Annotated in this window: 22 protein-coding genes; 1 reads left to right on the top strand and 21 read right to left on the bottom strand. The window is 60.3% G+C overall.

Annotated elements, in window-relative coordinates; all coding sequences use genetic code 11:
- Positions 1–25 precede the first annotated feature (25 nt).
- The 6 genes from ACEN8Z_RS22130 to ACEN8Z_RS22105 form a co-directional block, all read right to left on the bottom strand.
- On the bottom strand, positions 26–2,824 hold the full coding sequence (locus ACEN8Z_RS22130; protein ID WP_495598176.1) for a toprim domain-containing protein: 2,799 nt from the start codon (positions 2,822–2,824) through the stop codon (positions 26–28).
- Between the two features lie 5 nt (positions 2,825–2,829).
- Positions 2,830–3,069 (bottom strand): hypothetical protein, encoded by a 240-nt coding sequence (locus tag ACEN8Z_RS22125; protein ID WP_150812448.1) that lies wholly within the window; start codon positions 3,067–3,069, stop codon positions 2,830–2,832.
- Positions 3,070–3,139: 70 nt separating this feature from the next.
- Entirely contained in the window at positions 3,140–3,514 is a 375-nt protein-coding gene (locus tag ACEN8Z_RS22120; protein ID WP_495595678.1) for a hypothetical protein, read from the bottom strand.
- The gene (locus tag ACEN8Z_RS22115; RefSeq protein ID WP_495595677.1) at positions 3,511–3,804 is read right to left on the bottom strand and encodes an Ogr/Delta-like zinc finger protein; all 294 of its coding nucleotides are present in this window, start codon (positions 3,802–3,804) and stop codon (positions 3,511–3,513) included. Before ACEN8Z_RS22115 ends, ACEN8Z_RS22120 begins: the two co-directional genes overlap by 4 nt.
- The gene (locus ACEN8Z_RS22110; RefSeq protein ID WP_495595676.1) at positions 3,801–4,274 is read right to left on the bottom strand and encodes a YmfL family putative regulatory protein; all 474 of its coding nucleotides are present in this window, start codon (positions 4,272–4,274) and stop codon (positions 3,801–3,803) included. Before ACEN8Z_RS22110 ends, ACEN8Z_RS22115 begins: the two co-directional genes overlap by 4 nt.
- Before the next feature lie 29 nt (positions 4,275–4,303).
- Complete coding sequence (locus ACEN8Z_RS22105) at positions 4,304–4,516, bottom strand: DNA-binding protein (RefSeq protein WP_495595675.1); 213 nt, start codon at positions 4,514–4,516, stop codon at positions 4,304–4,306.
- Between the two features lie 86 nt (positions 4,517–4,602).
- On the opposite strand from ACEN8Z_RS22105, the gene ACEN8Z_RS22100 reads away from it, so the two are divergent.
- Entirely contained in the window at positions 4,603–4,950 is a 348-nt protein-coding gene (locus ACEN8Z_RS22100) for a helix-turn-helix domain-containing protein (RefSeq protein ID WP_495595674.1), read from the top strand.
- 382 nt (positions 4,951–5,332) lie between these two features.
- On the opposite strand, the gene ACEN8Z_RS22095 is transcribed toward ACEN8Z_RS22100, so the two are convergent.
- The 15 genes from ACEN8Z_RS22095 to ACEN8Z_RS22025 all read right to left on the bottom strand — a co-directional run bounded on the left by ACEN8Z_RS22095 (position 5,333) and on the right by ACEN8Z_RS22025 (position 18,654).
- Complete coding sequence (locus tag ACEN8Z_RS22095; protein WP_495595673.1) at positions 5,333–6,592, bottom strand: phage late control D family protein; 1,260 nt, start codon at positions 6,590–6,592, stop codon at positions 5,333–5,335.
- Positions 6,589–7,029 carry a phage tail protein gene (locus ACEN8Z_RS22090; protein ID WP_495595672.1) on the bottom strand — a complete coding sequence of 147 codons (441 nt, stop codon included), beginning with the start codon at positions 7,027–7,029 and terminating at the stop codon, positions 6,589–6,591. Before ACEN8Z_RS22090 ends, ACEN8Z_RS22095 begins: the two co-directional genes overlap by 4 nt.
- A 5-nt stretch (positions 7,030–7,034) precedes the next feature.
- Positions 7,035–10,619, bottom strand: a complete 3,585-nt coding sequence (locus ACEN8Z_RS22085; protein WP_495595671.1) for a phage tail tape measure protein — start codon at positions 10,617–10,619, stop codon at positions 7,035–7,037.
- Complete coding sequence (locus ACEN8Z_RS22080; RefSeq protein ID WP_007972807.1) at positions 10,609–10,728, bottom strand: GpE family phage tail protein; 120 nt, start codon at positions 10,726–10,728, stop codon at positions 10,609–10,611. The genes ACEN8Z_RS22085 and ACEN8Z_RS22080 overlap by 11 nt, the downstream gene beginning before the upstream one ends.
- An 8-nt stretch (positions 10,729–10,736) precedes the next feature.
- Positions 10,737–11,084, bottom strand: coding sequence for a phage tail assembly protein (locus ACEN8Z_RS22075; RefSeq protein ID WP_495595670.1), 348 nt, complete (start codon positions 11,082–11,084; stop codon positions 10,737–10,739).
- A gap of 51 nt (positions 11,085–11,135) precedes the next feature.
- The gene (locus ACEN8Z_RS22070; protein ID WP_495595669.1) at positions 11,136–11,651 is read right to left on the bottom strand and encodes a phage major tail tube protein; all 516 of its coding nucleotides are present in this window, start codon (positions 11,649–11,651) and stop codon (positions 11,136–11,138) included.
- A 56-nt stretch (positions 11,652–11,707) separates the two neighbouring features.
- The gene (locus ACEN8Z_RS22065) at positions 11,708–12,877 is read right to left on the bottom strand and encodes a phage tail sheath protein (RefSeq protein WP_495595668.1); all 1,170 of its coding nucleotides are present in this window, start codon (positions 12,875–12,877) and stop codon (positions 11,708–11,710) included.
- A 142-nt stretch (positions 12,878–13,019) separates the two neighbouring features.
- Entirely contained in the window at positions 13,020–14,132 is a 1,113-nt protein-coding gene (locus tag ACEN8Z_RS22060; protein WP_495595667.1) for a hypothetical protein, read from the bottom strand.
- A gap of 25 nt (positions 14,133–14,157) precedes the next feature.
- Positions 14,158–14,472, bottom strand: coding sequence for a hypothetical protein (locus ACEN8Z_RS22055; RefSeq protein WP_495595666.1), 315 nt, complete (start codon positions 14,470–14,472; stop codon positions 14,158–14,160).
- Between the two features lie 15 nt (positions 14,473–14,487).
- Positions 14,488–15,417 carry a hypothetical protein gene (locus tag ACEN8Z_RS22050; RefSeq protein ID WP_495595665.1) on the bottom strand — a complete coding sequence of 310 codons (930 nt, stop codon included), beginning with the start codon at positions 15,415–15,417 and terminating at the stop codon, positions 14,488–14,490.
- A gap of 17 nt (positions 15,418–15,434) precedes the next feature.
- Positions 15,435–15,794 (bottom strand): hypothetical protein, encoded by a 360-nt coding sequence (locus tag ACEN8Z_RS22045; protein WP_495595664.1) that lies wholly within the window; start codon positions 15,792–15,794, stop codon positions 15,435–15,437.
- A complete protein-coding gene (locus ACEN8Z_RS22040; protein WP_495595663.1) occupies positions 15,791–16,879 on the bottom strand; it encodes a phage tail protein I in 1,089 nt (362 codons plus the stop codon). The genes ACEN8Z_RS22045 and ACEN8Z_RS22040 overlap by 4 nt, the downstream gene beginning before the upstream one ends.
- Positions 16,872–17,744 carry a baseplate J/gp47 family protein gene (locus ACEN8Z_RS22035; protein ID WP_495595662.1) on the bottom strand — a complete coding sequence of 291 codons (873 nt, stop codon included), beginning with the start codon at positions 17,742–17,744 and terminating at the stop codon, positions 16,872–16,874. The genes ACEN8Z_RS22040 and ACEN8Z_RS22035 overlap by 8 nt, the downstream gene beginning before the upstream one ends.
- Positions 17,741–18,085, bottom strand: coding sequence for a GPW/gp25 family protein (locus tag ACEN8Z_RS22030; protein ID WP_495595661.1), 345 nt, complete (start codon positions 18,083–18,085; stop codon positions 17,741–17,743). The genes ACEN8Z_RS22035 and ACEN8Z_RS22030 overlap by 4 nt, the downstream gene beginning before the upstream one ends.
- Positions 18,082–18,654 (bottom strand): phage baseplate assembly protein V, encoded by a 573-nt coding sequence (locus ACEN8Z_RS22025; protein WP_495595660.1) that lies wholly within the window; start codon positions 18,652–18,654, stop codon positions 18,082–18,084. The genes ACEN8Z_RS22030 and ACEN8Z_RS22025 overlap by 4 nt, the downstream gene beginning before the upstream one ends.
- Positions 18,655–18,675: the final 21 nt, after the last annotated feature.

Below are 18,675 nucleotides of genomic sequence, written 5' to 3'. Positions count from 1 at the left end.
CATCTGTCCTGTCGGTGATTGGCGGTCAGGCCTGAAAAATCCAGCACTTCACGATGGGTTGCTTGGTGACGACGGCGTTGGAGTGCTTGGCCTGGTGGGCGCGTACCGCGCTGTCGGTGGCCTTGTTCGTGTCGATCAGCTTCCGAGAGCGCGAGTCCTTCAGGCGGTCCCTCAGTTCGCTGATGTCGGCGACCTTCTGGCGGTGCTCGGCGGCGCACTTGACGAAATCGTTGAGGTTGATGGCGATGGTGTTGTCTTTCTTGCTGTGATTGACCACCGGCCCGTCAGCGTCCAGACCTTCGAGGTATTCGTAGACTTCCCAGAACTCAGCCACTACCGGGTGATCCGAACTGATCGAGGCCTGGCGCTCGATCGCCATGCGGATGATTTGGGTCCGGGTGTGGCTTATTTGCGACTCGCTGAGGGGCACGACCAGGCGCAGGCAATCGAGCAGGGCGAGCAGTTGGGCGTGGTTCTTGTTGATCCGCTCGACACGGATGTAGCCGCGCAACTTGTTGCCGCAATGGCCGCAATGGTCCTGCTCACCTTTGAATGGTGTGTCGCACGCGAAGCAATGGGAGTGCAGGGTGCGCAGCTTTGCTTCGTAGCCGGACAGGCGATGGGCGAACAGCTCCATCACTTCCGACTCTTTGCGTACCGCCTGCAGCAGGAAGTTGCTGAGCTTTGCGCCTTCCAGGGAATTGAGCAGGTCCGCCGCCGCACGGCTTTCGGCAGTGACGGTTGGCCGCACAAAGTGCAGCTTCACAATCCGGGTCATGATCGCCTCGGACGCAACGACCGGAGCGTTCTGGCTGATGGCGATGGTGGCGCGAAACGGCGGCTCGTAGGTTTCGTTGCCAGCGGTTTTGACGCCCTTGGTCGCCAGTGTGCCGCCGCCGTAGTAGTCCTTGAGTTCGTCCCATTCGAACGTTTTGGCGTGCGCCTTATCGTCGCCGCTGCGATCCGACTCCAACAGCACGACCGGCATGCCAGAGATTTGTCCCATCAAGCGGCTGCGGCCGGCTTTGGTGGATTTGGACGGGTCGAAGCCTTCGTACCCTTCGCGGCCCAGCAATTTCCACAGCAAGGTGAGCAGGGTGGTTTTGCCGGCACCGGCTTCGCCGGTGGCCTCCAGGAAGGGAAACGACTGGTACCGAGCGCGGATCTGCTCGGCGAACAGCGAACCGAACCAGAAGGTCAGCGCCACGGTGCCCTGGGCGCCAAAGCACTGCCAGAGCAAATCCAACCACTGTGGGTCGTAATCCTTGGTGTCCTTCTGCAGGGCGATCTTCACGCCTTTTTGCAGGCTCTTGAGTTTCAGCTTGCCCATCTCGAAGAACTCTTCTTCGTTGATGGTGATGAGCTGGCCTTCCCGGATGGCGATATCGTTGAACACGTAGCAGCCGTACTCCCGGCTGTAGCCCACGTAGTCGATGGTTTGCACGGTTTTGATACCGAAAAGCTGGTCTTTCATGATCTTGTCCAACTGTTGTCCACTCCCGGTGAACACGGCTCCGGCACCCATGCCGAGAAGTCTTTTCTTGAATTCGCTGGCCGCTGCAACCTGGCCGCCGGTGAAGGTGTTTTTCACCGAGCCACCGTCGTGGGGGAAATCGACGCGGAAGAAGTACCAGGACTCGTCGGTAATCTCGTTGCGCTGGAAATACAGGGCTTTGGGGTAGCAGTTGGCGATCTCGACCACGCAGCCGGACATGCGCAGCGCCTTGGCGCGACGTGCTTTGTCATTGAGCTGCTGGTCTTCATGGTTGTCGCTGGCGTCCAGTGCCTGCATCGCGCTGTTGAACTTCGAAATGTCCAACTTCCACCAATACAGGCGGGAGTCGAAACCGAAGTGGAACTCTTCGCGCTCGCGCCACTGGTACATGAGCAAGGCTTTCTCCACGGCGCTTTCTGCAATCAGCAGGGCACCGTGATGCTTGGCGTCGTCCAGTTCTTTATCGATCCGCTGGGTGCGGGCTTCGACGTCGTCCATGAACGCCCAGCGTTGATGCAGATCGTTCCAGTCGACTTTGCGGGAGTCGGGTTGAGGAATCTGTGCTGCCTCGCAGGTGAAGCCAAGGTCACGCGCCTGACGGACCCACATGCGTGTGTATTTGTGCGCACCTGGTTCGTTGTCCAGTGCCCAAATCAGTTTTGGTGTTTTGCCGGCGCGGGCGGTGATCAGGGCTTTTAGCGATTCCTCTGGATAGGCGTTCGAGGACAGCGCGGCGACGGCGGGGATGCCGTTCTGCACCAGGGCGATGGCATCGAAAATGCCTTCAACAATCCACACTTCGTCGACCTGCAGAAGATCCACACAGGGTGGCACCCACCAGAACCCCTTGTAGCTTTCGCCGGGTTTAAATCGCGCCTTCTTTTTGCCGAAGCGGTTCGGCTTGTCGATGAGGCGTTCCCAGTAGCCGCCCTTGTCGAGTGGAAAGCGAACGGTGGCCGAGCCGATGTTTAGCTCCCGATCAAAGTAGTGCTCTTGGGTGTACCAGCCTTCAATCTGGCCAACGTCGAAGCCGCGGGCGAAGGTCAAGTAGGCTTTGGCGCTCGCTGCCGGTTGATCATCGGTGGCAGGTGCGCGCTTGCTCCAGTCGTCGAACAGGTCGCTGTACAGCTCCTTGACCGGCTCCATGTAGCGGCACTTCTGCTCGCGGCCGCAGCGGATGAACCACGGTTCGTCATACCGAGAAAACAACCGCCGCTGGTTGCATTGGGGACACGTGCCCTTGCGCATGTATCGAGTGCCGGCCATGTGTTGCAGACCAAAGTCGTCCTCGAGCCGCTGCAGCACGTCAGCGCGCAATTGATGGTCCATGGTCTTCACTGCGCACGCTCCACAGTTTCGAGTTGCTTCTTCAACTCGCAACGTGTGCGGCAAATGCCGGCAAGGTGCGGGATGTCCTTCAGCACCTTCGGAGCGCGCTCGCCGCGCGGTACATTCCGATAGCGATCGGAGTACCAAACGTCAGCCATGGTGGTGTCGTACTGATTGTTAAGCCACCGCAGGTATTGCTCTGCCTGCTGCTGGTTCAACTCCAGTTGGATGGTGATATTGCTCATTTCGGCCACCAATAAAGTGCAGTTTCCCCTTACCCACGCGAGGCGGGTATACGTCAGGGGCGATTCAGATTTAGTTCGAGGTGTCGCGGGAGGTCAGCAAGCGCGCTGGTAAGAAGCGGGCCGGCACTGGGTAGCGCTTCTGCGTTTGGGTATCCAGCAGCCAGACCAGGTACCGATATGCGCTGCTTGCCGGGTAGATGCCCAGCAGAGCCACACGTTTTGTGGTCATGCTTTCAAATTCGGCAACTGCCAGTTCAGCAATACGCTGCACCAAGTGCTCGGGCACTTCGAGCGAGTTGGTGAGATAGCGTTTGCAGTTTTCCAGCAGCAGGTGGTCGCCGGACAGGTGCTGTCCCTGTTGGCGGTACAGGTAGGCCAAGGCCGCTTGTTGCATGGCGGCGCGATAGTCATTGGTGGGATTGATCGTCAAGGTGATGGCGTTCATGCGTATTCAATCTCCATATCGAGTGAGTCCAGCAAATCAGGCTGATCGTCCTGGGACTTCATCGCCAGGCGTCGCAATGCAACAGGGGCTACGGGAAGTTTGACGGTTGGGTTGGGCATGCCGCTCGGGCTCATTTCATGAGTCATTTCGAACTCGGCCCGCACGGACCAGCCGCAAGCCTCATTTGCGCATTGCAGGTAGGCCACTCGGAGGAAAATGTGGGTGCCTTCGCTGGTGCGGATACGCATGCGGCCCATGCAGTGGGGGCAGACCATTTTGTAGACGCTCACTGGTCGGCCTCCTTGCTGTGCAGTTGGATTGTGGCCAGCACTTCGGCATGGCGAGCGCTGAGGTATTTGCTATGGGCAGCAAGAATTGCAGTCGCCTCGCCTTTCTCGATAACGCCATCAGCCAGCGCTTTTTCAATGATCTGATCGACCACCCCACGCTTGGCTGCGGTGCTGACTGAACGGCTGTACAACTCGATGTTGTCCAGGGTTTCGGGGGCGGCAATTGGCACGAACATGCCGCTGTATAGGGAGGCCACATACTCAGGAAAGAAGCTGGTCCCCGCGTCATGCTCGAGCATATGAATCTGGTCATCGCTCAATGGCCGGCTGCCGGCGTTTTCGTAGACGTGGTTGTCGAATTTCTTGAGTTCGTAGCCGAGGCGCGCTGCTGCACATTCGCGGCCACCTGGGTAAGCGCAAACAACTGCACTGACTACTTGGCGTCTGGTTTCTAGCACTGGGCGTTTCATCTTCTGGTTTCCTCCTGGAGCCAGAGGCCCTAGTTTGTAATCACGCCGTCTTTGATCCCGAGGAGCACGGCTGCTCGATGCGCTTCACCTCGTAGGCACTTTTTCTGCCCGTTCAAAACGGCATAGACGGTGCTTGGATTCAGGTCGTGCCGCTTGGCGAAATCAGCGGTGGACAATCCCTGATCAATCAACCGTTGTCTGGCAAGTTGTAGTGCTTGCTCGGTGATACCTGTGTTCGGCATAGTGCTAATTCGTGTGATTTGATGTGAATTTTTGACGATATTGTCCCAATAAATAGGGATAGTCAAGGCTAGAGGGTGCAAAATTGATGACTATTGGGGCTCGGCTGCGCGAGGAGCGGACTCGGCTGGGCGTTAGCCAAACGGAATTGGCTGTGGCATGCGGTATTGCGAAGAACACTCAGCTGAATTACGAAAAAGACGAAAGAAGCCCGGACGCAAAATATTTGAGTGCGGCCGAAGCCCTTGGAATGGATGTGTATTACGTCTTAGTCGGCAAGCACTTTCCTGTCTCGCCAGATCAGCTTTCGCCCTTTGAAATCGAGATGCTGTCTTATCTGAAAGACCTTTCGGACTACGACAAAGAAACACTCCGTCGTATGGCCGCTGCGATGGCGGCGGTGGGAATAAGCTCGGTGCCCGAGCCTGGTCGTTGACGCAGCAATAATCAGATTTGTGCAAGTAAGGATGTTCGATAGCAACGATAAAAGCTCAGCCTCGGCTGGGCTTTTTTGTTTCCGATGGTCAGCCCCATTGGCGAAATCGCCTCAAAATTGTACTGTATGCACATACAGTAATGGAATATGACAAGCGATGGAACCGATCCGCATCTACTCCCACCCGAAGACACACGGACTTTCGGTAGTTGAGCCTGTAACAAAACTGGAGCTTGATCTGCTCGTCAGGTATCGCCGGCTGTCTTCAGATGATCAACAGCGGGTTCTTTCGGTACTGCAAGCCATGGCCTCGCTCAATCAAGCGGATTGCGGGAAGTAGGTCATCATTTGTGGACCTCCTTGCACGCCAGCAGCTTCTCGTTCAGGCGGAGAGTTTTTTCATTTCTCGATTGACTGCTCGTTTTGCCGTTTTCTCACTGGCGTACAACCAACGCAGTCGCCTAGGTTTTGATTGATCACCTGCAGTCACAGTCTTTTCCTTTCCAGTTTTCTTGTCTCGGTAGTAGGCGATGATGCCGGTGTACTCCCCATTGTTTTCCTCGGCCAGGTCTTCCACCGTGTCCTCGGGTAGTTTGCTTTCCAGATCCAGGCTCATGGTGTAGCCATTGTCGGCGCTGAGGCTGTGCTGCACGTTGCCTCCATACCAGATGATTTCATCAATCTCGGCCTTCACGCCCTGGAGCGTGTAGGTCAGTTCCGGGATCAGATCCGGACGGCCCCGGGCAAGGGTGTAGCTCAGAGTGGCGCTGCCGCGTTGCAGGCGATTGAACTCGGCCCGGGCAGCCCGCAGGGCTGACTGCCGGTCGCTGTAGGTATGGCGCAGGTCTTTGAGGTTTTCACCACCGCCGGCAATGGCTTCCTGCTTCTTGGCACTGTTCACGTCGTAGTAATAGGCGCGCACACCGTCGTAGCTGTCGCGATCAGCTTGCAGGTACCGGTGCTCGTCGCCATCGACGCGGGTCAGGGTGATATGGGGCAGTGCCATGCCGCTGGCCGTCTTGCCACCACCGGCCGGCATGCACAGCAGGCAGCCAGCTTTGACGGTCGCCACGGCGTCAAACTCTTCGCCCAGTCGACTGATCAGGTTGGCGTCCGATTCATTGGCCTGGTCGAGTTGCAGGATGGGCAGACCGCCCAGGGATTCGGCAATCGTTGCCTTGAGACCATTACCACTGGCGATGGCACCCAGCACTTCACCCAGAGTGGTATTGCTCCAACTGCGCTCGCGTTTGGTCTTGAGCCCCTTGCGCAGGTCCGCCGATCGGGCGCGAATGCTGAGCACGTCGGGTGCGCCACTGTGCTCGGTTTCGTCGACGGTGTAGGTGCCTTTGTCAACCAGGCCGGTATCACTCCAACCCAGCCACAGTCGCAAGATCGCGCCCTTGGGTGGAATGGCCAGCAGGCCATCGTGGTCGCTGAGCGTAATGCTGAGCTGATCGGCTTCGATACCGCGATTGTCGGTCAGCTCCAGGCTCATCAGCCGCGGACTGATCAACTGCGCGAGGTCATTGCCGTCGACGGTCAGGCGAAACGCCGGTACCGGGTAGGTGGCATCGCGGCGACTCTGTTCCAGGGCGCTGTTCACGTAGCCCGTCACGCGGGCAATCGCAGTATCGATCACAGCAGCCCCCTCAGAATGTTCAGTCCGGTTCCAGTACTCGCACCGAGCAGATCCACTCGACCATCGTCGACACGCTTCAGACTCAAATTGAATTCGATCCGTCGTGCAGCGCCGTTGGGGAAAAAGATGGTTCTGGTCTCCGTCAGGCCTTCGATGACCCAGAGCCCATACAGCCGACCAGTGCCCTCAACCATAGGCCAGGCCTTGCCGGTGTCGGCCATTTGGCGTAGTGCATCCAGGCTCAAAACGGTGCCGGCCAACTCCGGAAAGATGATGCCGGGGAGGGTGATGGCATCCTCCCCCCGGCCCAGAAACTGACGGGCCGGTTGAGCGCCGATGCGGTTACTGCCGGGGTGGCGCCATTCCGTCTGGCGTTGCATCTCCTGGTAGGCCGCCGTGTGCAGGCTAAAAACGAACATGCCGAGGGCAAGCATCATACGGATTACTCCTGGTCGGACAGTTGGCTGCGCTTACGGGCGGACTTTTCCCGATCGATGCGGGTCAGCTCGGCACGCACGGCACGGGCAACGGCCTGGGCATCCATACCCGGGGTGGGGTGGATGTTGATTTCGTAGTGGTCGTGACTGTCGTAGGTCGAGGTAGTTGGTGGTGCGACGGGGGCACGGTTGTCGATTTCAATCGCCGGAGTAACCGCCGGGCCCATGGCCATGACAGGCGCCGCGATGCTGCCCAATGCCATGGCGCCGGCGGCCGTGAACTGTTTGCCGAGGGTGGCTAACGTCGCCAGAACACCTGTATCAGCCCCGGAGGGACCGGTCGTGGGCACGGTTGACTGCGCCGCCTTGAGCGGTTGAGCCACACCAGCCGCCTCGGTGGGGGAGCGTTGTTCACCTGTAGGGGAAGGGCCAACGATTGCACTCATCACCGATACACCAGCGTTGGTGAGCTGTTTGCCGAGGGTGGCTAACGCCGCCAGAACACCTGTATCAGCCCCGGAGGGATCGGTCGTGGGCACGGTCGACTGCGCCGCCTGGAGCGGCTGAGCCACACCAGCCGCCTCGGCGGGGGTGCGTTGCTCAGCTGTGGCGGAAGGGTCAACGATTGCACTCATCACCGATGCACCAGCAGTGGTGAGCTGTTTGCCGAGGCTGGCCAGCATCCCCATAACGACCGAACCGGCGCCTTTAGTTTCACTTGCGGCCGGTTGCGCAACGGCTTGCGCGGCTCTGACAGGCTGCGCCACACCGGCAGCCTCGGCCGGGGTACGTTGCTCCCCCATCGAGGATGGACCGGCGATCGCATTCATCACGAACGAACCCGCGCTGGTGAGCTGCTTGCTGATTTGCGCGACGGCATCGAGCGGTCCTTGTTCACCGGATTGCAGCCCCTGCGTCAGGCCCGCCATGGTGAAACCGCCCAGTTCGGCAAAGACCCGTGACGGGCTGTGGATGCCGAGTTTTTCCTTGAACCAGTCGATGGTCGAACCACCGATCGAGGTGATGGCCTCCTTGATCTGTCCGGCACCGGCCATTAACCCGTTGACCAGGCCGTTGACGATCATGTTGCCGAACTCGGTGAAACGCGTCGGCAGATCCACCCCCAGGTAGCTCAGCACTCCAGCAAAGGCCTGGTAGATCAGCCCAATCGGACTGAAGTTGGCCAAGGTGGTAAGAATGCCGCCGATGCCGCCGCTGAAGCCGGCCTTAATCTCGGTCCAGGCATTGGTGAAGTACAACTTCACCTGGTCCCAATTCTGATAGATCAGATAGCCGGCTCCGGCAAGTACCGCCACGACGGCGGCGATGGCCAGCGCAACAGGGTTGGCTGCCAGTCCCCACAGGGCAATGCTGACGGCGCGAATGGCTGTTACCAGTCCACCGCTGAAGGCTACGGCCAGCACTCTCAGCAAACCCAGCAGCGAGGGGATTTTCAGCCCCACCATGGACAGTGCGAAACGCACGGCGAGGAAAGGGCCAAGCACGCCGGCAATACCGAGTGCGACGACACCGAAGCCAGCAGACAGGGCTGCAATCCCTGCCACGACTTTCAACAGGCTCGCGACGAGTGTGGGGTTTTGAGTTGCCCAGGTGTTCACCCGCTCAATGATGCGGTTAAAGCCGTCGACCAGCTCTATGAGGGTTGGTCGCAGCGTTTCGCCCAGGGCGCTGCTGAGGTTGAACATTCGGTTTTGTGTCATCTGCCAACGGGCTGACAGGGCTTCTCTACGGATGTCGCCCTCGCGTTGCATCGATCCGCTGCCCTTGGTGCTGTTCACCAGCTCCAGCTGGCGACGGTATTCGCCGATGTTAGCGGCGAGCTTTGCGGCGTCGTCGCCGTATTCCTTTCCGAATAGCTCAGTCATGACGCCAAGCTGTTTGGCCTTGGGCAACTTGCTCACTGCATCCAGCACCTTCTGGATGGTGCCGGTCGCGTCCTTGGCCATGCCCTCTTGCACGGCTTTCGCCTCAAGCCCAACTGCCGCCAGTCCCTTCTGAAACTTCTTCGGCTGCTGCGTCGCAATCGCCAGTTCACGGATCATGGCGTTGGTGGCCGTGCCCGCGACTTCCGCCGAAGCACCCAGAGTCAAGAAGGTGGAGCCTAGCGCTGCTGCATCCTTGAACGACATGCCCACCGAGGCCGTGATACCGGCGGTGCGTTGCATCACTTCAATGATGTCGGACCCTTTGGACATGGCGTTGTCGTCAAGGTAGTTGATGGCGTCACCGAGCTGGCTGACGTTCTTGATCGGCAGTTTGTAGAGCTGGGCGATACGCGCCAGGCTCTCACCGACCTGGTCGGCAGGTAATTCGAAAGCCGTGGCGGCGGTGCCCGCGACACGAGCGAACTCGAGCAGGTTGTCCTTACCCTGAATACCCATCCGTGCACCGCCCTCCACGAGCGCAGCGATGTCCGTGGTGGCCATGGGGATGCTTTCTCCCATCTTCTTGATGGCTGCCCCCATGTCGTAATAGGTCTGGGTGAGTTTGCCGTTGTCGTCACGGGCACCCTCGACCTGCTTGGCGACACCGGCCATGGCGTCCTCGAAGCTTGAGTAATTTTTCACCATGGTCAGAATCGGCAGCCCAGCGGCCGCACCGGTGGCGACAGAGCTCGCGCCCGCAGTTGCCGTGACTCCCACCATCTCTCGACTCCTGCCGAAGTTGGCGCGCAGTTTCGCTGCTCGGGCTTGCTGGGCGTTCAGGGCCGCCATGCGCTTGCTTTGGGTATCGATGCTGGTGTTGGCAGCGTCGATTTGGCTCTTGAGTTTGAGCTCGTGCGCGCCAAGGGTGTTGGTGTTGATTCCCGCTTCTTTGAGCTGTGCGGCGAGGCTGGCCAGCTTGGCTTTCTGCTGTCCGTACTGTTCGCCCAACCGTTTGGATTCGCCGGTCTGCTGACGCAACAGGGCAAGTTGGGTCTTGTGCGGTTGCTCCAGCCGGCGGAGCTCTTCGCGCAGGCTGGCATGTCCTGCACGGGCGGAACGTAGCTGCGTATTGCCGGCGGTGTAGCGTTCGGAAAGGGTTTTTTCTTTGGCTGCCAGTTGGTCGAGCTCAACCTTGCGGGCTCGTTGAGCCGTGGTCAGTTGGTCGTATTCGACACGCTGCTTGTCGGTCAGGGTGTTGCCCTGACTGGTCACGGCGTTGAGGGCCGCAATCTGGGAGCGTGCCTTGTTGTATTCGTCACGGACTGCGCCGAGCGCATCGCGTGAGCCGGTGAGTTCGCGCTTCAGCTCGCCCTGGGTGTCCTTGAGCGCATCAAATTTCTGTTTGGACTGTTCGACCAGTGCCTGGGTGGGGGCCAGTTGCTGACGCACTTTGGCCGTGGCGCGACTAAGTTCGCCCAGCTTGGCGTTGCTGGCCTCCAGCGTGGCCGCAGTCTCGCGGTTGGCGGCTTGCAGCTCGCGCCAGGCGCTGATGTCCTTCTGCTGGGTGTTGAGTTCCTTGAGGCGATCGCGGGCGTCCTTCAGCGCTCGGGCCGTTTCGAGACTGCCCTTGGTGATTTGCCGCAGCGGGGCAGTGGCCTTGTCGATGGTGTTGAGCAACACCTGTAGTCGTAGATCATTGGCCATCGGCGCCACTCCTAACCCGCGCCCTCTCGCGCCAGTCCATCAGTTCCTGCAGGCCCAGCCGATCCATGTCGGCTGGTGCCCAGTGAAAGACCACGGCCAGATCGGCCATGGCGTCCTCTACGCAACGAGGGATGCATCCGTCTTCGCCTGCTTCTGCAGCAAAAAACCGACGACCTTGCCGCCGATGGCCAGCAGGTCGGCAGGGTCCATGCCGGCAGCTTCGGGCGCGGTGATGCCGGGGGAACTGATGCGTGGGATGACCTTGATCAGGCTGGCGACATCGAGGTTGAGCAGTTCGGCCAGGTGAATGCCACGCAGTTCGCCCGCGCAAGGTTTGCGCAGAGTGATCGTGCTGATGAGTTGCTTGCCACGCTGGATCGGGGTGTCGAGCTCAACGGTGTTTTCGTCGGACTTGATGTCTTCAGGGGCGACAACGACGGACTCTGCAGTTTCGGGGGTGTTCATAAAGTGCTCCAGGAGTTCGGGTTACGTGGGCGGGGTGGTGGCCGAGATAAATCAAATACCGAGGGCGGTACGCTGCTTTTCAAGCATGTCGACGCCGTTGACCATCTCGACGAAGTTGAGCAGGTCGATTTCGATGATGTCCTCACCGTCGACGGTCAACTTGTAGTAACTGCAGGTGGTGGTGATGCTGTGTTCGGTGTCTTCACCTGGCTGCGCATCACCCATTTCGATGGTTTCGTGACGACCGCGAACAACGATCTCGACGTTGCTCATCTCTTCGGTGTCGTCCTGCTGGAATGCACCGGTAAAGCGCAGCGGCACGCCGGCCGCCTTGACGACGCCGAACTGGCGCAGCGAGATCAGATCGAGGCCGCCTGTCTTCCACTCCAGCTGGATGCCGTCGTCGGAAAAGCCCAGGTCAGCCTTGACCGGGCCGTTCATACCGCCACCCCGATAGGCTTCCATCTTGCGTCCGAGGGTCGGCAGGGTGACGGCCTTGGCTACACCCAGGTAGCTGTTGCCGTCATTGAAAAGGTTCATGTTCTTGAGTTTGCGAGGCATGGCCATGGCGTGGGTCTCCGGTCGGCTGGCGCAGGGTTACCTCCCCAGAGGGGAGGCCCGGGTTAGCTATTGATGCGGCTGGCGAAGTCGACCAGGTAACGGTCGGTGATGCGCTGGCGCAGGGTGAGGTCTTCCAGAGGCGGCACGGGGGTGTAGTCGTAGTCGATGTAAAGCTTGCCGGCCTTCAGGGTGTCCTTGTCGTTGATGTCTTCCGGGTACCAGCACTGGCCATCGATCAAGTAGCCCTGCGCTTTGAGTTCGCGGAATTTGGCGTTGATGCCTTCAATGATGTCGCGCACCAGGGATGGGTGCATCGGCTTGTCTACAGCCCACATATGCGCCTCGGCCATGGTGTCGGCCAGCACCTGGGCGGTGCGTGTGTAGTTCTCGAATGCGAACAGCGGATCATCGCTGCAGGTGCGACTGCCCCAGAAACGGTATCCGCCCTCGTTGATCAGGGTGGTGACTTCGTTGCCATTGAGGTAGTTGGCATCGGTGGCCGGGTTCTGCAGGTCCCAGAACACGTCAGCGCTGATGCCGGTGACGCCGTTGACAGCGACGTTGGACAGGGTTTTATGCCAACCCACCTCTTGGTCGATCTTGGCGCGCAGACCCAGAGCACGAGCCACGGCCGGGGCTTTGACGGTGGCGCTGGTGTCGGTGCTCCAGTTTTGGAAGTCAGGCCAGATGACCATGACTTCACGGGCGCCGAAATTCTCGCGGTAGGCGACAGCCTCTTCCTTGGTTTTACTGCTGGCGGCGCTGACGTAGGCAAACGCGCGCAGCTTCTGGGCAATGGCGACCAGGGCGGTGGCAACGGGCTGAGTGTCCAGGCCGGGCACGCCCAGGATGCGGGGAACCACATGCAGGCGGGACTTCGCCGCAAGCAAGGCCTTCATGCCGGTGTACTTGCCGTCGGCCGTGGTGGTGCCGATTAGGTTGGTGACGGTCGCCGCTTCGGTGGCGCCTTTGGCGACACGCACGACCACGGTGAGCGGTTTGGTCTGGTCGGCAATCGCCTGCAAGCTCGCCGCGAGTGTGCCTTGCGTACCGGCCTTACCGATCGCGGTTTGCACGTTGGTGATTAGGACAGGGGTGTCGAGCGGAAATACCGTTGCATCCGCGTCTTCGGCAGTACAAACCAGGCCGATGACAGCGGTGGAAACAGTGCGGATGGGGCGAGTGCCTTCGTTGATTTCGAGAACTCGCACACCGTGGAGATAATCGGCCATGGGCTATGCCTGCGCAGTTGGATGACAGTGCACAGGGTGACGCGCGCGCAAGGGCGGCCGTTAGTGGCGGGAGTTGTAGGAGGGCGCCATACAACGAAAAGCCCCGCGCAAGCGGGGCTAGGAAAGGTGGATAGACCAGCGGTTACAGTACGAAAGCGGGACGCGCGCCGACGGAATCGCTGGTGTGGTTGCGCGGTGCGCTGATGCTCAACACTCGCAGTCCCGCCGAGATGCTGTCGCCCCAACGACCACCACGGAACGGGAGACGTTCGCCATAGTTACGGATGTAAACCTTGTCAGCATCTGCAACGTCTTTGTGTCGGAACAAACCGAGCACCTTCAGCAATGCGGGGGCAGTCACACCAGCGCCCTCGACGATGCCATTGAATAGCCCCTCCATCAGGCCGGGGGAGTTGGTGTTATCACCCAACGTGCCGTTACGGTTGATGATGTCCGCACTGAGAATCGGCGTCCCCGTGCTGCTCACAATGTTCGCGACCGGTGAGTCAAGTTTGGCAGTGCCGGCGACTCCAGGATTCACCAACGCCCCGTCACTCAGCCGAATCGCCTTCCAGGCGGGGGACGTCGCAGACAGATCAGCAGACACCGCATCGTTGTTGGGGATGATTTGAATTTCACCGTCAACCAACCGGACACCGCCCGACCATTCCCAGGCATTACCCACTAGATCCGAGATACCGTTGGCGGTGTTGTCATGCCGCCAGCTGACAGGACCGGACCCGGTCAGGGTGACGCCCTCGCTGCTGACATCACCCAGGGGGGCGTTGTTGATGCGGCGGCCCGTCTCGAATGGCGCGTCCGCACTACGGCCATAGTTGTTGTTGCCGCGAGGCACAAACCCGTTTTTATGACACCACAGCATCAGCGCCGCCCATTCGGCATTGGTGCCGACGTGCCAGCCGGCACCATTGGCGCGGGCCAGGCTGCTATACGTGTCGAAACTGCTACCGCGTGCCGGGGCTACGTTGGGTAGGCTGAGTAGTTCACCGTTTTTGACGATGCCCTGGTATGAACCGTAGAAAAACTCGCTCTTTTCGATGCCGTTTACGATAAACGCCGGATGCACACCCGTGCCCAGGCTGCCGGCGACGTCTGCCACGTCCTCAAGCAAGAACTTGGGGATCACGTTCATGTAACTCGGCTGCCCCTTGGCGGTGTACAGCACCGTTTGGCGGCCACCACTGGCCGCCTCGACCGCTGCGCGCAAATCGTCTTTGATAAAAATGGTTGCCATGCTGGAGATTCCTTAAGTTGCGCGCTTACGCGGTTGGCCAGAGGGTGATAACGAGGGTGTTAGGGTCCAGCGGCAGGCGTTGCACCGGGGTGATCTGCTCACCTTCATCGCCGTATACAGCATCGCTGTATTGCGCCGGCGGCACTTCGATGATCGCCAGATAGGCGCCATCGCCGCCCACCTGGGCTTCCGCACCGTTGTGGCGAATCTCGACGATTTGGCCCGAGTCGGATTGGTGATCGGCCGCGTCGACCATGACGCCGGCGACAGTGATTTGCGTGCCGAAGACGCCAAAGTCGGCCACCGGTTGGCCTGGTTGCATCAAGATGATTTGAGGCATTTATGGGCTCTCTCTTTAGTTGTTCAGTTTGCTGACGCGGTAGCGCACCAGCACGTTGTCGGCGGCCGAGGCCAGTTCAAGGGTGAAGCCGTTGGTTGCCCGGCTGGGGATGCTCAGTGACTTGCGTTCGCAGGGCGCGCCTTCAGCGCTGACCACTTCAAAGTCCAGTCGGTAGTCGTTGGCCGACAAGTTGTTGATCGCGACAAATTGGCTGACCGGCGTGTCCAGGTACTGCGGAAAACCCACCTCAACCCGGCGCACGCTGGTCAGCGTGACGTTGGTCAAGGTCGGGTCAGTGGCGTCCGTGCTATTCGGTGGGATGGTGACGGTATAGAGCCGGATCGCACCGGCCGGCACCGCTTCACCGATGGCGGTCACGGCCATTTTCCAACCGTTGCTCGAGCGGTACAGGTAGACCACGACGCTGGCGTTACCACCGGAGATGTTGCTCGGCACTGAGGCCATGTTGTTGCCGCTGTCCACCGAGTAGGCGCGTCCATTGGCGAAACACACCCCGGCCGCCAGGTTCAGGTTGCGCGCCGCTGTGGTCGACTTGGTGACCGTGCAACCGGACACGACGCCCCGGTTTTCAATCAGTAGTTCGCCTTCCTGCTGCAACTGGTACTTGAGCGCGCGGATCGAACGGTTGGCGACACCGGCCTGATCCATGGCGTATTTCACGACCCCCGTCAGCTCGTCGATGTATTCCGGCGACAGTGAGGCTTGCGTCTGCTCGATCGCGGCCAGACGGTCCTTGAGGCTGGTCTGGCCGCCGCGTGCGGCCGACACCTCATCAGCAAACGCCTTGAGAAACACGTCGTTGTTGATCAGATCCTGGTAATTCGGGTTCCAGGTGTCGGGGTGTTTCGGGTCGGTGGTTTCCAGCTTGCGCAGGAACGTCTTGAAAATCGCTTGGGCGCCAGCGGCGCCATTCAGGTTGGCCATGCGTTCGGGCTCCGGGGTCAGTATTGAAAGGTCAGTTCAAAGTCCATTTCCGTTTCCGGCTCGAACTCTTTGGGGGTGATTACGCGACGACCGATCAAGGTGCCGTCAGAAGCCAGCGCCGCCACTTCACGCAGCACCCGCGTGCCAACGATCGCGCCCGGCAAAGTGGCGACCGCTTGCACGGTGACTCCGCTCACGGTGACCACGGCGGCAATGCGGGTGAATTCGGCCTGTAGCGCAGTGTCGTCCAGGCTGTATGGCCGGTTGCCCGTGCCAAATGCCAGGTGCGAAATCTTTGGCAAGGCCGTGCCATTGGCGGCCGCCAGAGCGACCTTGCGCCGATAGGCATTGCTGGCCGCAATTGCGGTGGTACTCATAAAGCCTCCTGAGTCACGGTTGAGCCGCGACGAATGCGCACCAGGCCGCTGAACCACAGTTGATCCAGGCCTTGCACTTCGCCAAGGTTGCTGGAGCCGTCCAAGGTGTCCTCGGCGTCGGCCAGCGTGGGGTAAAAGAGATTGCCGCTATCGATGCGGCCGAAGCCGTCGAGGGTTTCGCCGGCGATGGTGTAAGCGCCATCGAGCAAGTCGGTGCTGTCGAGGGTTTCGGTCGGCTCCAGTCGGTTGCCGCCCAGGGCGGTGCCACACAACTTGATGCGGCTGCGGCTGGTGATGTCTAGTTGTCCGCCATCCAGCGGCTCGCCGGTGTAGCGCTCGGGCAGCAAATTGCTGGACCCGTCCAAGGTGCCAATGCCATCGAGCAAGTCCGGCAGAGTTGCGCCCCCGAGCAGGTCGCAACCGTCCAAGGTGTCAAAGCTGGGCACGCTGACTCGTCGGCAGTTGGCGAGCGTCATGCGTCCGCGCGCCTTATAGGCGGTAAGTCGTGAAGTGACATCGAACTCGGCGGAGGCAAACAGAATGATGGCAGCCAGGCGGGAGCGTGCCGGGGCGTAGGAGGTGCAGACCGCCGCAATTTTGCGCAGCATTTCCGAGGTGCTGACGCCATCAACCACATTCAGTCGCAGGGCGTACTCCGCCCAATGATTGGTGGTGAAGCGGAACTGCCCGCCCGGCGCTGACAGGTCGCTGGTCCCATCCAGGGTATTGCCGCCGTCCAGCAATTCGCCGCCGGCCTTGAGCCAATCGCGCTGCAGTTGGCGATGCTCTACCAGTTCGCAGTCGGGGTAGCCATAAGCGGCCAGCGCTTGCTGGATCGCCCAAGGTGTGCCGCGCTTTTTGTGCCAAGCGATCGCGCCGCGAATCAGGTTGCGGCGTTGCTCATCGGTGTCGGCAAGGCTCCAAAAATCGACGCTCAAGGTCCAGGCCAAATAGGCCAGAAATTCGGGCGGGCACTCGTCGACGCTCCAAAGTTGGCGAGCCACAACCGGCAGCCTGGACAGGTCGCCGGCCTGGGCGAGGTTTCGCTCCAGCGCCGTGCTGTTGGTCGGTAATAGGCTAGCCATAGTGCATCACACTGCCGAGCTCAAGGCCGGCGCACCACGGGGCGATGCGGGGTTGGGGCTCGATGTCAGCCAAAGGCTCGAGCAGTTCGACCCGGAGCAGGCCTGGCTGGTGAAGGGCCGCATAGATGCCCGACAGTCGAACCGCAGCTCCCAGGCGGTGCTGTTCACTGGTGTAACGGGCAGCTGCATTGGACGCAGCGGCGAGGATAGGTTCGGGAGCTGCGCCCGGGGAAAAGTGCAGCTGGGCGCGGATGCGATATTGGACGATCTGCCCTGGCTCGATCACCACATCATCATTCAAAGGGCGGATGTCGTCGGCGTTCAGCGTCTGCTCCACGGCGGTCAGGACGTCCTGACTGGGTACACCACTGCCGATGCGGCTGAGTACCGTCACCCGGACCACGCCTGGGGTGGGGCGGTCAGTCCCAGCGTCCAGCACGTCGGGATGGGCACTGCGCGCGTGGTAACGGTAGGCCTCATGTGGTCCTGCCGTGGAATAAGCGAACACACTGAGCAACGCCCGCTCGCGGAAGGCCGGGTCTAGCTCGCCCGGTAGACGCTCTACCTGGAGCAGGGCGAGCAGATGTTCAAGGTCGCTGCCCTCGGAGAACGCCACCAGCGTGGCGCGGGCCGCGTCGTTGATACGTTGGCGCAGGACCAGCTCGCGGTAGGCTGATTCCTCCAGGAGCTTGGTCATCGGATCCGATTCCAGTGCCAGGCGCGCGGCGATTTCGGCCTGCTGCTCCACTGGCCAAAGGCTGATCGCGTAGACCTTGCGCTCAGTGAGTATCTGTTCGTAGTCGAGCTGTTCGATCACCTGCGGGGCAGGCAGTTGACTGAGGTCGATCGTCGGATTGTTGGTCATACGCTAGCTCCCAGCCGCAGTGGGATGCTGAGGTTGTGCAGCTCATTGCTGTCGACCTGTAGTCCTTGCAGATCGAGAACGATCTGACCTTGCAGGCTGGCACCGCTGAACTGCACATGGCTCAGGTGAATCCTGGGCTCCCAGCGCAGTAAGGCCATGGCGGTGGCTGCGTACACACGCAAACGGGTGACGTCGTTGAAGGGGTGGTCGACCAACTCTGGCAGCAAGCTGCCGTACTCCCGACGCATGACACGGGTGCCAATGCGGGTGGTCAGAATGTCGCCGATGGATTGACGAATGTGCTCGATGTCATCGATGGCGCCGCCGGTATCTCTGTTCATTCCGGTTTTCCCGTTTTGGCGCCGCCGGACATCACCTCGCCGTGCAGGTGTTTGACCAGGCTGATGCCGGCCGCGACGACATCATCCGAGACGGTGACCTTTCCGGTGACGGTCTGGTTGCCGGTCTGGGTGTAGTCGCCGTGATGGGTAATCGGCCCCTCGATGTAGATGCCGCCCTTGCTGATGATTTCGGAAGTGCCGGTGTCGGGCAGTACCGCACGCAGGTGATGGGCGATGCAGTCGTATTCGATGACCGCACCGTCGCGGTAGGTGCGGCGGTGCAGGCCGGCACGATCGCTGTTGGCTGGATGCTCGGTGCTATAGATGCCAGTGAGGGCGATGCCATTGGCGAGTTGCCCGGACGGGCTGAACAGAATGACCTGCTCGTTCTCGGTAGGCGGGTCCCAGTCCTTGTCCTGCCCCGCACGCAGGGCAATCCATGGCAACCAGGTGGTGAGTAATTCACCGGTTTTTACACGCACGCGCGGAGGTTTCATCTGAACTTCAGCGATGGTGCCGAAGCGGATGAGGTTTTCAAGCATGCGGGCAAGGGCGGCGAGATCGTTCATGCCATCGATAGTGGCGCCGCG

The organism is Pseudomonas sp. Pseusp10, from assembly GCF_059492225.1.
The sequence above is the reverse complement of the archived record's forward strand: the minus strand, read 5'-3'. Positions and strand labels throughout refer to the sequence as shown.